The 14,884-nt window shown below is 58.7% G+C and carries 10 protein-coding genes; 9 read left to right on the top strand and 1 reads right to left on the bottom strand.

The window, feature by feature from the left end; all coding sequences use genetic code 11:
• Positions 1-22 precede the first annotated feature (22 nt).
• The 3 genes from HNR65_RS02275 to HNR65_RS02265 are packed head-to-tail and all read left to right on the top strand — an operon-like array spanning position 23 to position 1,774.
• Positions 23-517, top strand: a complete 495-nt coding sequence (locus tag HNR65_RS02275) for a YfcE family phosphodiesterase (protein WP_181549813.1) — start codon at positions 23-25, stop codon at positions 515-517.
• Positions 518-528: 11 nt separating this feature from the next.
• Complete coding sequence (locus HNR65_RS02270; RefSeq protein ID WP_181549812.1) at positions 529-1,455, top strand: L,D-transpeptidase family protein; 927 nt, start codon at positions 529-531, stop codon at positions 1,453-1,455.
• Positions 1,456-1,471: 16 nt separating this feature from the next.
• Entirely contained in the window at positions 1,472-1,774 is a 303-nt protein-coding gene (locus tag HNR65_RS02265) for an Lpp/OprI family alanine-zipper lipoprotein (protein WP_181549811.1), read from the top strand.
• Between the two features lie 85 nt (positions 1,775-1,859).
• Here the strand turns inward: HNR65_RS02265 and uvrA are convergent, their stop codons facing one another.
• Positions 1,860-7,169, bottom strand: a complete 5,310-nt coding sequence (gene uvrA / locus HNR65_RS02260; protein ID WP_181549810.1) for an excinuclease ABC subunit UvrA — start codon at positions 7,167-7,169, stop codon at positions 1,860-1,862.
• Positions 7,170-7,865: 696 nt separating this feature from the next.
• On the opposite strand from uvrA, the gene ahcY reads away from it, so the two are divergent.
• From ahcY to cobA, 6 genes are all read left to right on the top strand, one after another.
• Positions 7,866-9,128, top strand: coding sequence for an adenosylhomocysteinase (gene ahcY / locus HNR65_RS02255; protein WP_181549809.1), 1,263 nt, complete (start codon positions 7,866-7,868; stop codon positions 9,126-9,128).
• 145 nt (positions 9,129-9,273) lie between these two features.
• Complete coding sequence (selA, locus tag HNR65_RS02250; protein WP_181549808.1) at positions 9,274-10,719, top strand: L-seryl-tRNA(Sec) selenium transferase; 1,446 nt, start codon at positions 9,274-9,276, stop codon at positions 10,717-10,719.
• The gene (locus tag HNR65_RS02245) at positions 10,716-12,074 is read left to right on the top strand and encodes a tetratricopeptide repeat protein (protein WP_181549807.1); all 1,359 of its coding nucleotides are present in this window, start codon (positions 10,716-10,718) and stop codon (positions 12,072-12,074) included. The genes selA and HNR65_RS02245 overlap by 4 nt, the downstream gene beginning before the upstream one ends.
• Before the next feature lie 100 nt (positions 12,075-12,174).
• The gene (locus tag HNR65_RS02240; protein ID WP_181549806.1) at positions 12,175-12,402 is read left to right on the top strand and encodes an FmdB family zinc ribbon protein; all 228 of its coding nucleotides are present in this window, start codon (positions 12,175-12,177) and stop codon (positions 12,400-12,402) included.
• Complete coding sequence (hemC, locus tag HNR65_RS02235; RefSeq protein ID WP_181549805.1) at positions 12,399-13,340, top strand: hydroxymethylbilane synthase; 942 nt, start codon at positions 12,399-12,401, stop codon at positions 13,338-13,340. Before HNR65_RS02240 ends, hemC begins: the two co-directional genes overlap by 4 nt.
• Positions 13,337-14,866, top strand: coding sequence for a uroporphyrinogen-III C-methyltransferase (gene cobA, locus HNR65_RS02230; RefSeq protein WP_181549804.1), 1,530 nt, complete (start codon positions 13,337-13,339; stop codon positions 14,864-14,866). The genes hemC and cobA overlap by 4 nt, the downstream gene beginning before the upstream one ends.
• Positions 14,867-14,884 lie beyond the last annotated feature (18 nt).

The following is a 14,884-nucleotide window of genomic DNA, read 5'->3' as shown; positions in this document are numbered from 1 at the left end:
CGGCGGAGAAAAAAATACGCTTATGAAATTTGCGGTACTCAGCGACACCCACGACAATATCGAAAACGTCGGCAAGGCCATAGACATTATCGGCAAGCAGCAGGCTGAGGCCATCATTCACTGCGGAGACATTATTGCCCCGTTTATGCTAAAGCAATTTCAGCAGGTGCAGATACCCCTTCATTGCGTATTTGGCAACAATGACGGGGACAAATATCTGCTCACAAAAACCGCGGCAGCCTCAAACGGCCTGATCACGCTTTACGGACTACTCGGGGAAATCGATTTTCAGGGTTTTTTTGTCGGCTTCACCCATGAGCCCCAAATGGCTGAGGGTTTGGCCGCCACAGGCAAATACGATCTGGTGTGTTTTGGTCACACCCACATGCCCCGGCAGGAACAGATGGGAAAAACCATTCTGCTCAACCCGGGTGATGTGATGGGAAAAGAGGGCAATCCCGGTTTCTGCATGGTGGATACGCACCGGCATTCCATAACCCGACTGACCATCTCCTGAAGGGCGCCGCCATGAAAACGGATTGCCTGCGGGCTGCCTGCGCTGCCGCGCTTTTTTTTCTGATCTGTACCGGTACGGCCTTTGGTGCGGCTTTCCGCTATGAGATACAAATGATGGCAGATGCCCAAACACCGGTCATGAACCGGGTGGGCTATGAACAGATCCATGTTGTCAGGTCCGGGGAAACCCTGCTCGATATTGCCCGGAACCATGAGCTTGGATACAATGAACTGGCGCTTGTGTATCCGGACATGGACCCCTGGCTGCCACCCCGGGGAAAGGAAATTTTGATTCCCCGGACCTGGGTGCTGCCGCCCACCCGATACCAGCAAGTGGTGGTCAATATCCCGGAAATGCGGCTTTACCGTTTTTTTCCGGAGCACAAACTGGTCAAAACCTATCCTGTGGGTATCGGCAGGCAGGGGGCGGCCACACCAAAGGGAGACACCCGGGTTGTCTCCAGGATAAAAAGTCCGGAATGGACCGTGCCCGAGGGCTCCAGACAAAAAGTGGGCCGTGCCGTGGTGCCGCCGGGACCGGACAACCCCCTGGGAGACTACTGGATCGGCCTGGCTGACGGGCAGATCGGAATTCACGGCACCAACTTTGCCTGGGGTATCGGCAGAAGGGTCAGCCACGGATGCATCCGGATGTATCCGGAGCATGTTGAGATCTTTTTCAATGAAGTGGCTGTGGGCGACCGGGTGGAAATCCTCTATGCGCCGGTTAAGGTGGGAATTCAGCATGATAAAATTTTTCTGGAGGTCCACCCGGATATTCATGATATAATCCCGGACATGCATGCTCATGCCGAAGCCCTGTTAAGGCAAAGGGGCTTGTTTTCAGGCATTGACCAGCAGCGGATGCAACGTGTGGTGACAGCCCGGAGCGGCGTACCCGAAGCCGTGGGCAGTATCACCGATCTGAACCAACCATAAAAAAAGGAGGTAGCAAATGACAAAAAGCAACCGGAAAAAGACTGTCTGGACCCTGATGGCCGCATTTATCGCAGTGGCCGCCCTCATGGTGTCGGGCTGTGCCACCACGGCCCAGTTCAATGAACTCCAGGAGCAGGTCAACGCCAACACGGCAAAGATTGATCAGGCGGTGGGAGACGCCGAGGAAGCCAAGGCAGCAGCCGGCCAGTCCTCCGCGGATGCCGAGAAGTATGCCAACGAAGCCAAGATGGCTGCTGACGAGGCCGAGCAGGCAGCCCAGAAGTGTGAAGCCATTTTCAACCAGAAAATGCAGAAGTAGTTTTTTCACAAAAACCCCCGGCAAGCACACCCCTGCGGGTGAGCTGCCGGGGGCTGTTTTTTTCTTATCATCTTTGATGGCACCATCATCTTTGGGCGGCGGCCAATTTTTCCCGCAGATAGGCTGCGGTCAAGGATTCCGCCGAGGACGCCACCATCTCAGGGGTGCCCCGGGCCACCACTTTTCCCCCCATTTCCCCGCCGCCGGGGCCCATGTCAATGACACAATCGGCCGCGGCAATCAAATCCATGTCATGCTCGATCACCACCACTGTATCGCCCCGGTCCGCCATCTGCTGAAGTGCGGACACAAGCTTTGCCACATCCGCCATGTGCAGGCCGGTGGTGGGCTCGTCGAGCACGTAAAATCCGCCGCCGGCCGACCTTGTGGTGAGTTCTGCCGCCAGTTTCATACGCTGGGCCTCGCCGCCGGACAAAGTGGGACTGGGCTGGCCCAGTTTCACGTAGCCCAGGCCGATATCGGATAAAAACTGCAACGAACCCAACAGCTTCGGAAACGCGCTGAAAAAATCCAGGGCCTCATCAACGGTCATGTCCAGCACACCGGCAATGGAGCGATCCTTGAACCGCACGGCCAGGGTTTCGGGGTTGTACCGCCGCCCTCCACAAACATCGCACGGGATATGCACAACCGGCAAAAGCGGCATTTCCACCCGGTGCCGGCCCTGACCGCCGCAGGCCTCGCAGCGCCCCCCGGACACGTTAAAGGAAAACCGGCCGGCAGTATAACCCCGGGCGCGGGCCTCCGGGGTCATGGCAAAAATCCGCCGGATTTCATCCATGATCCCCACGTAGGTGGCCGGAACCGATCTGGGAGTCCGGCCAATGGGCGATTCATCCACTTCTTTGGCGCTTTTGATCCATTCCATCCCGGAAAGCCCGGCCGCGGTCTTTGGCAGGGGCCGGCCGGCCAGGGCCGCCCTGACGGCCCGGAAAGTGACATCCCTTACCAGGGTGGACTTGCCCGATCCGCTCACCCCGGTGACACACACCAGCCGGCCCAGGGGAAAATCCACGGATACATTGGACAGGTTGTGACAGCTGGCCCCGGATACGGTCAGGCAGGGGCAGTTTTCAAGACTTCTGCGCCGCCACAAATCTTCGGCAGCACTGGCACCGAGCCATTGTCCGGTGACAGAGGCGCGGTTTTTTTCCAGGGATTTGGGGGTTCCCGCAGCCACCACCCGACCGCCGTCAACACCGGCACCCGGGCCAAGGTCAATGACATGGTCTGCCGCCCGGATCACCGGCTCCTCGTGCTCCACCACGACCACGGTGTTGCCCCGGTCCCGGAGCTCGCAAAGGGCGGAAACCAGGGCCTGCGCGTTTTTGGGATGAAGCCCCACAGTGGGTTCATCAAGCACATAGCAGACCCCGCGCAGATTGGAGGAAATCTCGGCTGCGATCCGCACCCGCTGGGCCTCGCCCGTGGAAAGGGTGTTGGAGGGCCGGTCCAGTGTCAGGTAACCCACGCCCAGATTCTCCAGCAGCTGCAGTCGGGCGTTGATCTCCGGCAGCACCCGCTGGCTGACCTCTGCTGAGACCGCGTCAAGCCCATGGAGCCATTTCCGGACGCCGGATATGGTCATGGCGGCAACTTCGCCGATATTGCTGTTGTTGATTTTCACGGCCAGGGCTTCGGGCCGCAGCCGGGTGCCGGAGCAGGCCGGGCAAACAGGCACGTCTGTATCAGGTTCGGAATCACCGGTTTTCACCCGGCCCGTGCCCTGGCAGACCTGGCAGGCCCCGAACTGCTGGCTCCAGGTAAACAGCCGGGGATCGGCCTGGGGCAGTCCGGCCCCGCACTCGGGACAGGCCCGGCGGGTTGAAAAGAAGTGATCCCGGCCCCGGGATTTTTGATCTGCCGCGGTGACAATAACTGCCCCGGCCCCGGCCTCCAAACCGGTTTTCACCCCGGTGCGGATCTGTTCCGGCCGCTTCCGGTCCACCATCACCTCGGCTGTCATTGCCTCCACGTCATGGATACCATAGCGGTCCAGCTTGGGCGGGGCTGCGGACTCATAAAATTTTCCGTCAATTCGCACAAATGCAAAACCGTCTGCTAAAGCCCGGGCAATCACGTCTGCATGATAGCCCTTGCGCTTGCGTACCAGGGGGGCCAGAATTCTGATTTTTGCACCATCAAACCGCCGCAGGATCTGGCGGGTGATTTCCGCGGCATCCGCTGTCTGGCCGGCCACCCCGCAGCCGGGACAAAATGGCGACCCAAGGGCGGAAAACAGCAGGCGCAGGTAATGATACACCTCAGAGGCGGTGCCGGCCGTGGACATGGCCCCGGCCCGGGAAATTTTCTGCTCCAGGGCCACGGTGGGCGGAAGCGATTCCACCCGGTCCACGTCCGGCCGGGAAAGGGGCTGCATGTACTGGCGTGCGTAAACCGGCAAACAGTCCAGAAACCGCTCCCTTCCCTCTGAATACAAAACATCAAAGGCAAGGGTGGATTTGCCCGAACCGCTCACCCCGGTGACGCACACCAGCCGGTTTTTGGGAATTTCCACGGAAATATCGGCCAGATTATGCTCCCGGGCGCCGCGGATGGAAATGCTTTTGCCAAAAACCGCTTTGCCTCGCCGGCCGGCGGATTCGGGAATTTCTGAGACATCCGGTGCAATGTTTTGCATGGCCCGGGCCGTGAGGGTGTCAAGGCCGGCGATATGCTCCGGCGTGCCCTGGCCCGTGATGCGACCTCCATCATCTCCGCCCGCAGGTCCCATGTCAATGATCCAGTCCGCAGACCGGGCCAGGTCCATGTCATGCTCGATGACCATCACTGAATGGCCCTGGTTTGCAAGCTGCTGCAGACAGCCCGCCAGATCGGCCACGTTGTCCGGGTGAAGGCCGGTTGTGGGCTCATCGAGCAAAAACAGGAGGTTTTCCGCGTGCCGGGCCCGGGCCAGATGCCTTGCCAGTTTCAGGCGCTGGGCCTCGCCGCCGGAAAGGGTAGGAGCGGACTGGGACAATGACAAATATCCCAGACCGATGTCGATCATGGGCACAAGTGCATCCACCACGGCCGGCCGGTCAGAAAACAGCTCAGCCACGTCCCGGGCCGGCAGAGACAGCACATCAGCAATATGATAGCCCCGGAAATGCACATCAAGCACGTAAGGCCGGAATCGCCGGCCATCGCATCCCGGACACCTCACATACACGTCCGGCAGAAACTGCAGCTCCACCCGCTCATATCCCGCGCCCTGGCAGTGGGGGCATGCCCCGGCCGGGGTGTTAAAGGAAAAAGCCGACTTTGTCAGCCCCATCTGTTTGGCCGCCCGGGTGCCGGCAAATGCAGTGCGGATGGGATCAAGCACGCCCATGTAGGTGGCCGCATTCATCCGTGTGTTTCTGGAAAGCGGGGACTGGTCCACCAGCACGGCATCGGAAACATGGTGATGGCCGGCAATCCCGTTGCACGCGCCCGGCTCCATGATTTCCAGTCCCTTTTGCCGCCGGAGATTGCGGTACACCACGTGATCCACCAGCGTGGACTTGCCCGACCCACTCACCCCCGTGACACACACCAGAAGTCCCAGGGGAATTTCAAGATCAATGTTTTTGAGGTTGTGCTCCCGAGCCCCGGTGATGTGCAGCTTTTTTGCCCCGGGTGGCCGCCGGTGTTCCGGCCGGGGAATCTGCAGGTCACCCCGGAAATATGCGGCTGTTTTCGAATTTTTGCGTTTGAGCAACCCGGCCGGGGTTCCCTGGTGCACCACATGGCCGCCCTGGATGCCCGGGCCGGGGCCCAGATCAATGATCCGGTCCGCGCCCCTGATAAACGCCGCATCATGCTCCACCACCACAACGGCGTTTCCGGCAGCGGCCAGCTTTGACAGCACTCCGGCCAGGCGCTGCTTGTCACCAGGATGAAGCCCCACCGAAGGCTCATCCAGCACATACAGGGTGCTGGTCAAAGACGCTCCCAGAGCCGTAGCCAGTGTCACCCGCTGGGTCTCGCCTCCGGACAGGGTTCTGGACTGCCGGCCAAGGGACAGATAACCCAGGCCCACGTCGCAGAGAAACTCCAGGCGATCCCGGATTTCGGAAAGCAGCATTTCCGTTGCCCGATCATTACCGTCCAGATCCGCATCACGAAAAAATTGTTGGGCATCCTGGATGGCCATCTGCTCGATTTGGGCGAAATTTTTGTCCTTTATCTGAAACAGCAGGGAGCCGGGCTTTAACCGGGCGCCCCGACAATCCGGGCAGGTGAGATAACGACGGAACCGGGACAGAAAAATCCGTGCGTGTTTTTTGTACCTGCGGCTTTTGAGCCAGTCGAAAAAATCATCAATCCCATACCATGACCCGTCTCCCGTCCAGATCCGCTCCCGCAGATCCGAATCCAGGTCCTGCCAGGGAGTGTCTGCGGGCAGCCGATTTTTGCGCATCCAGGCCATGAGATCATTCTGGCAGGCGGAATAGGACTGGGTCTGGAAGGGTCGGATCGCTCCGTTGGCGATGCTTTGCCCGGGATCGGGAATCACCAGGTCCGGGTCAATGTCGATGATCCGGCCAAACCCGTTGCAGGTCTCGCAGGCGCCCACGGGATTGTTAAAGGAAAACAGGGCGGCTGTGGGTTCGGCATAGTCGATATCGCAGACCGGGCAGTGAAGGCTGTTGCTGAAATGCAGGGTCTCTCCGCTGTCTGCCATTTGCAACTGAATCCGTCCATGTCCGAACTGCAAAGCCGCCTCAATGGAATCAATGATCCGGGCCCTGGCTGCAGGGCGAAGTTTCACCCGGTCGAGCACCACGGTCACCGGCCCTGCGGCCCCGTAATCCAGGCCGGCCTCTTCAATGCGCAGGGCCCGGCCCTGCTCCAGCACCCGGGAAAAACCCGCCTGCTCCAAGGTCTCGCGCACATCCTCCGGGCCTGCATCCCCAACGGGCCGGGAAAAACAAATCAATGCGGTTGTGTCCCGGCCCCGGGCCAGCAGGGCGTCAAAAATGTGCTCCGGGCTTTCCCGGTGCACCGGCCGGCCGCAGCCCCGGCAGTATAGGTGGGCGGCCCGGGCAAACAAAGAGCGCAGGTAATCGTCAATCGAGGTCATGGTCCCCACGGTGGAACGCGACGTCTGCACCGGTGAGGTGCGGGCAATGGATATGGCCGGCAGCACCCCCTCGATGCGATCTGCCTCGGGCCGGTCCAGCCGCTCCAGAAACTGACGGGCATAGGGGGAAAAGGTTTCCACGTACCTTCGGTAGCCCTCTGCATAAAGCACGTCAAAGGCCAAAGAGGATTTCCCTGCCCCGGCCACGCCCGTGACAACGGTCACCGCGCCCACGGGCACGGTGACATTGATATTTTTGAGGTTATTTTGCCGTGCATTGACCACACGGATCTGATCCTGAGCCATAATATTGCCTGTTTTTATCCTTTTTCCTGCAATCAGAGTGTTATATTTCGCCGGGTGATTTTCAGTCTGCCCGAAGTACCCTGGTAAAAATAGCTCCTTTCCCGATTTTCGCAAGGGCCGGGACGGCCATGATTTGTTCGCTGCTGACCGCTTGCGCGCTCAAATGCGACTCACAAACCATACCCGCCCCGGCCCTTGCCCAACGCTAAAATCCTCTTCAGGTAAAAAATTCTGCAAACTATCCGCTATTCAGCAAAGCATTGGCAATGGAAAAGAAAAATCATGAACTCAAAACCTTATCCGGAGCAGGCGACCTGCAAAACACCCGGTATCTTTTACGTCGTGGGCCATGGGGTTGGGCGGGTGTGGTTGGGGCAGCTGCATTGGAGCGGTTTCGGTCAAAGATTCGGACCGGAGCTGAAGCGTCCCAGCCACACCCGCCCGGCCCCATGCGAAAATCCTCGGAAACGTTTCCTCCTGTTTCGTTTTGCCGGTAGTTTCCCCAACATGGCTGAATTGCAAAAAAATAATTATAAAAACAATGTGTTAAAAATTTTTCACACCCGGCCCGAATTTGACACAAGCGTTTTAAATGCCTATTTTTATAAAAGATGTGCTTGCGACAGCGTCCGGAAAATGCCTGACAGCAGCATTGCAACCCCTTCGTCGAACCCCTTATTCGAAAAGGAGACAACCATGGACACCGGAAAAAACTATGAAGTCAAAGACATTTCCCTGGCGGGCCAGGGCGCCCGCAACATGGAACTGGCCGAACTCAATATGGGTGCCCTACTTGAAGTGCGCAAGCGCTTTTCCAGCGAAAAGCCCCTGTCGGGCATCCGGGTGGGCCTGGCCCTGCACGTGACCAAGGAAACCGGCATACTGGTGCGCACCCTGATCGCAGGGGGCGCAGATGTGGCCATCACCGGGTGCAACCCCCTTTCCACCCAGGATGACGTGGCCGCAGCCCTGGCCGAGGAAGGCGTGCGCGTCTGGGCCTACAAGGGCGAAACCACGGAGGACTATTACCGCTACATCAACAATGTCATTGATTTCAAACCCCATATAACCATTGACGACGGCTGTGACCTGGTATCGGAGATCCACAAAAATCACCCCCATCTGCTCCCGGAAATCATCTGCGGCTGCGAGGAAACCACAACCGGCATCATCCGCCTCAAGGCCATGGAAAAAGCCGGTGTTTTAAAATACCCCATGATTGCCGTCAACGACAACAAGACCAAGCACATGGTGGACAACTATTACGGCACCGGCCAGTCCAGCATTGACGGCATCCTCCGGGCCACCAACCTGCTGTATGCCGGAAAAACATTTGTGGTCTGCGGCTACGGCAGCTGCGGCAAGGGGGTGGCCGAGCGCGCCAGGGGCCTGGGCGCAAACGTTATTGTCACCGAGGTTGATAATTTCCGGGCCCTGCAGGCGCACTATGACGGCTACCGGGTCATGAAGACGGCAGATGCCGCCAAAATCGGGGATGTTTTCTGCACGGTGACAGGAAATAAGCACGTCATCAACATCGAGCACATGAAGCAGATGAAAAACGGCGCAATCCTGGCCAACTCCGGCCATTTTGACAACGAACTCCAACTGGAATCCCTGCGCAAAGCCGCTTCCTCCGTCCGTCAGGTGCGTCCCTTTATGGATGAATTCGTGATAGACGACAAAAAACTTTTCGTGCTGGGAGAAGGCCGGCTGGTAAACCTGGCGGCAGCCGAGGGCCATCCCAGCGAGGTCATGTCCACCTCCTTCTGCGGCCAGGCCCTGGCCTGCGAATACGGAGTCAAGAACAAAGACAGGCTTGAAGACCGGGTCCTGAAACTCCCCGAAGAACTCGACGACCAGATCGCAGGTCTGCAACTTAAAGCCATGGGCGTGGAAATCGACGAATTTACCCAGGAGCAGAAAGATTACCTTGACAGCTGGGAAGAAGGCACCTAATGCCCAAAAAAACCTTGAACCTGGCGCCTTTGAAATGATATGAGTGTATAATTTCTTATTTTAACAGCAAAATCACCGGCCGGAGACGAACGTAACCTCTCTCCGGCCATTTGACCGTATCCACACTCATACAGCATTGCCAGGTATGTCCGGAAAAAACGACCAAGTCCTTCCCAATGACCGGCAGGCCCAGCTGCGGCGCCTGCCCTCGGTGGAATCCATGCTGGAGGCCGCAGCCGAAGATCCGCAGCTGGCCGACGCCCCCAGGTCGGTTGTCAAATCCGCCGTGCGCCGGGTCCTGGATGCCATTCGCAAAGACCTTGTTTCCCGGACCCCTCCGGCCGATGATCCGGGTATTTCCAAACAAGCCATTTTCCGCCAGATCCGGAACGAAATCCAGTCGGCCATGGCCGAAAACCTCACCCATGTGATCAATGCCACGGGCGTGGTGGTGCACACCAATCTGGGCCGTTCAATTTTGTCGCAAAAAGCCATGGCGCACATGACCGCCGCGGCCGGCCGGTACTCCAACCTGGAATTCAACCTGGCCGAAGGCAGGCGGGGATCGCGCTACGAAATCGTGGAGGACCTCATCTGCGAACTCACCGGGGCAGAGGCTGCCATGGCGGTCAACAACAACGCCGGGGCCGTGCTTTTGTGCCTGGACACCGTGGCAAGGGGCCGGGAGGTGGTGGTATCCAGGGGAGAACTGGTGGAAATCGGCGGCGCCTTCCGGATTCCGGATGTCATGGCCAAAAGCGGGGCCATCCTCCGGGAGGTGGGCACCACCAATCGCACCCATCGCCGGGACTATGAATCGGCCATCAGCGAAAACACCGGCCTTCTGCTAAAGGTGCACACCAGCAACTACGGCATTGTCGGCTTTACTGCAAGCGTTGGCCTAAAGGACATGGCTCAGATGGGCAAACAGGCCGGGGTGCCCGTGATGGAGGACCTGGGCTCCGGCACCCTGGTGGATTTTTCCAGATACGGACTTTCCCGGGAACCCACGGTGCAGGAGTCCGTAGCCGCCGGGGCCGATATTGTAACCTTCAGCGGCGACAAACTCCTGGGCGGGCCCCAGGCCGGAATTATCGCAGGCTCCGGGCCGGTCATGGAAAAAATCAAAAAAAACCCTCTGACCCGGGCCCTGCGCATTGACAAGCTCACCCTGGCCGCGCTGGAAAGCACCCTGCGCGCCTACCGGGATGAAGCTTCGGCCATGCAGACCATTCCCACGTTGTACATGCTCACCTGCCCCCTGGCCGACATCCGGGAAAAGGCCAAGCGCCTTACCGGGCTTCTGGGGCAGATCAACGATGATCGGCTCACTTGCCGGATCATTGATTCGGCATCCAGGGCCGGGGGCGGATCGCTTCCTTTGCTGGAACTGCCCACCCGGTGCGTGGCCATTTCCATCAAAGACATGTCCGCGGCCCGGATGGATCAAGGCCTGCGCCAACAACGGCCTGCTGTTACCGGCCGCATCGAGTCAGATACTTTTCTTGTGGACCTGAGAACCGTATTGTCCGACGAAGTTGAAATGATTTCACGGGCTGTGAACCTTTTGCTGTCAGGGAGTTCTTCATGAGCGACACCAGTGCCTCTGCACACCGCAGCCAGACTTCAAGCAGTGCATTTCTGCTGTCCCAGAGCGGGGTGGGCGAACCTTTGCCCGCCCACGGACCGGCAACAGACCAGGCCGCTGCCCGGACCCTTGAAGCCCTGACCAGCCTTCCGGATGCTGCCATATCCCCGGGCCGGCTTATGGAAGCAGCCGCCGGCCGGCTGGCGAACACAAATTTGTTTTCCGTGATGGTTCTGCGCATGGACGATTTTGCCGCACACCCGGAGCCGGAAACCCTGGCCCTGGACACGGCCGCGGCCGTGAGACAGACTTGCCGGCAGCACGAAGGATTCTGGGGGGTATTTGACGAGGACAAACTGGCCTGTTTTTTTCCTGGCATGGATGAAGCCGGCGCCCTTGAACTGGCCTGCGGCCTGCAGGAACAAATAAAACGTCAGCAGGCCCGGAGTCTGACCATCGGCATTGCCGCCTATCCCGCCCTGGATTTTGACCGGGCCGAAATTCTGATCAACGCCCAAAAAGCCCTGGAGCATGCCGAATTTTTCGGGCCGGGCAGCACCACGGCCTTTGACGCGGTCAGCCTCAACATATCCGGGGACAAGTATTACCAGGCCGGCGATATTGACGGGGCGGTTTTTGAATTCAAACGCGCCCTTGCCATGGACCCGAAAAATGTGAATGTCTACAACAGCCTGGGGGTGTGCCACGGGGTCAGACAGGAACTGGATGCGGCCCTGGAATGCTTTGTCCGTGCAGCCGAGCTGGACCCCGGAGAGGTAATGGCATTGTATAATGCCGGTTACGCGCATATGTGCCTGGACGATCATGAAAAAGCCCTCAAATATTTCTCCGGCGCGGAACAGATCGATCCGGAAGTCTTTGAGGTGGCGTTTCAGACCGGCCGGGTATACCTGGAAGCCAATGATCTGGAAAATGCGCTGCAATACCTGGAAAGGGCCGTGGCTTTAAACCAAAAATCCGGGATTGCATACCGATACCTGGCAGACTGTTACCTGCACCTTGGGCGGGACACGGATGCTACGGCCGCCTATAAAACCGCCTTGAAACTCCGGCCTGATGACGCTGAAGCCCTGTCTGCCCTGGGCTGGCTTTATGACAAACAGGGCAGAAACGCTGATATTGCCCTGATGTTCTGCCGCCGGGCGGCTGAAATGGCCCCGGACAACGGGCTGTTCCGGTACCGGCTGGGGCGGGTTTATTTCCAGCAAAACGAGCCGGAAAAGGCCCTGGCTGAATTTGAAGCCGCAAGCGCCTGCGGATATGACGCATCTGAGGACATCGCCCGGATCGGACAGATCGCCGAAGGCCCGGACACGGACCGGCAGGCCCGGGCATAGGGCAGCCGGCCTTGATTGAACCGCAGGCATGGTTAATTTGTTTACATCCGGTCCTGCATGGGATATGAAAGCGGACAAAATTTACCACAGGAGGCATGTCATGCCCATTTATGAATATTATTGTCAGAAATGCGACAAAACCTTTGAAACCCTGATTTTGGGAAAGGAAACCCCGGCCTGCCCGGACTGCGGCACCGAAGAGGTCCAAAGGCGCCTTTCGGCCTGCGGTTTTGTAAGCAAGGGCGAGGGCGGCCAGACCGTGAGTGCCTCAGCAGGCTCGGCCTGCGGGGGATGTGCATCCACCAGCTGCGGCAGCTGCGGCATATGACTTCCGGGACCATACGAATCGGCACCCGCGGCAGCCAGCTTGCCCTCTGGCAGGCCAACTGGGTAAAGCATCAAATCCAGGCTCATCATCCTGAAATTTCCGTGGAACTGGCGGTCATCAAGACCAGCGGGGACAAGATCCTGGATGTGCCCCTGGCCAAAGTGGGCGGCAAGGGGCTTTTTGTCAAGGAAATCGAGGAAGCCCTGCTGGCAGAAGACATCCACATGGCCGTGCACAGCATGAAGGACATGCCCGGGGAAATCCCAGAAGGCCTCTGCATTGCCGCCATTCCGGTGCGGGAAAACCCTTGTGACGCCTTAATTGCCAGAAACGTCACCAAGATCGAAGACCTTCCTCAAGGGGCATCCATCGGCACCAGCAGTCTGCGCCGGGGCTCCCAGATGCTTTACCTCCGGCCGGACCTGGATATCCGTCCGCTGCGCGGCAACATTGACACCCGGATCAAAAAACTGGAATCCGAAAACCTGGATGCCGTGATTCTGGCCGCAGCAGGCATGATGCGCCTGGGCTTCGGGGACCAAATCACCGCAAAAATCGATCCCCAAACCCTGATGCCAGCGGTAGGCCAGGGCGCTTTGTGCATCGAAGCCCGCAAAAACGACGCTGAAACAGCCGATCTGCTCTCAGCCATTCATCATCCGGATACGGCATGCACCGTGCTGGCAGAGCGCGCTTTTTTAAAACGCCTCCAGGGCGGATGCCAGGTGCCCATTGCCGCGTTTGCACAGAAACAGGGCCGGCAACTGACAATCAACGCCATGGTGGCTGAAATCGATGGTTCGGTGATGTACCGCGAGCAGATGCAGGGCACGGCCGATGATCCCGAAAAATTGGGAACCGCCGTGGCCGGGCGCTTAATTGACCGCGGCGCCGGCGATATCGTCCAACGGCTCATAGAGGAGGCCCGGCAAACATGACCGGCAAGGTTTATCTGATCGGCGCCGGCCCGGGAGATCCGGGCCTGATCACCCGCAAGGGAATCGATTGCATTGCCGCAGCAGACGTGGTGGTATACGATTACCTGGCATCTGCCGAACTGCTCAAATACGCCCGGGCTGATGCAGAGCTGATCTACGTGGGAAAAAAGGGCGGGGATCACACCCTCAACCAGGAGGGCATCAATGCCTTGCTGGTAAAAAAAGCCGGGGCCGGCAGGGTGGTGGCCCGGCTAAAAGGGGGAGATCCGTTTATTTTCGGCCGTGGCGGCGAGGAAATCGAGGAGCTGGTGGCAGCCGGTCTGGCATTCGAAGTGGTGCCAGGGGTGACATCCGCGGTGGCCGCACCCGCATATGCGGGCATCCCCCTGACCCATAGACAGTTTGCCTCGTGCGTGACCTTTATCACCGGCCACGAAGACCCGGATAAGACCGAATCCATGCTCAACTGGCAGGCCCTGGCAGACACCGGCGGAACCCTGGTGTTTTTCATGGGGGTCAAGAACCTGCCCAATATCGTGGAAAAACTTTGGCAATCCGGAAAAGACCCCAAAACTCCGGCAGCACTTGTGAGATGGGGCACCACAGCCGGCCAGCAGACGGTTTCCGGAACCCTTGAGACCATCTGCGGCAAGGTGGCCGCAGCCGGTCTGAAAGCACCTTGTATCATCGTGATCGGAGAGGTGGTCAGCCTGCGCGAAAAAATGCAGTGGTTTGAAAACAGGCCCCTGTTTGGCCGGCGGATCGTGGTGACCCGGGCCAGAAAACAGGCAAGTGACCTTGTGGAAAGACTATCGCAAATGGGAGCAGCCTGCCTGGAAATGCCGGTGATTGAAATCGAGCCGGCCAAAGACCTGTCTGCCCTGGATGCAGCCATTGAAAACATCAGCGGATATGACTGGCTCGTGTTTACCAGTGTCAACGGGGTGGACGCATTTTTCACCCGCCTGCAGGGCCTGGGATATGACACCCGGGTCCTGGGCCGCATCCGGACTGCGGCCATCGGACCGGCCACAGCAAAGCGCATGAATGACAACGGGTTAAACGCGGATATCATACCCGAAAGCTACCGGGCCGAGTCCGTGGTCAGCGCCTTTGCCGGCCAGAATGTTTCCGGCAAAAAATTTCTGCTGCCCCGGGCCGAAGGGGCGCGGCCGGTGCTGCCTGAAGAACTTTCAAAAATGGGAGCCAGCGTGGATGAGATCCTTTCCTACCGCGCCGTACAGGGACAGGCCGAAGCCAAAGACCTGGCCGAAGCCCTGAAATCCGGCCGGGTGGATATGGTCACCTTTACCAGCTCCTCCACGGTGAAAAACTTCATGGCCCTTTTGCCGGAATCCATGGCAAAGCAGCTGCTTTCCGGCACCACCCTGGCCGCAATCGGCCCGATTACAGCCCAAACCGCTTCTGATATGGGCCTTGAAATGGACGTGATTGCAGACGAATACACCATTGACGGTCTCTGCAAAGCCATCGCGGCCTATTACCAAAAAAAAACGGCGGTCTGAAAAAAGACCGCCGCTTTA

It is taken from the genome of Desulfosalsimonas propionicica (genome assembly GCF_013761005.1).
GTDB classification, from domain to species: Bacteria; Desulfobacterota; Desulfobacteria; order Desulfobacterales; family Desulfosalsimonadaceae; genus Desulfosalsimonas; species Desulfosalsimonas propionicica.
This window is presented reverse-complemented; position numbering and strand designations above follow the sequence as displayed.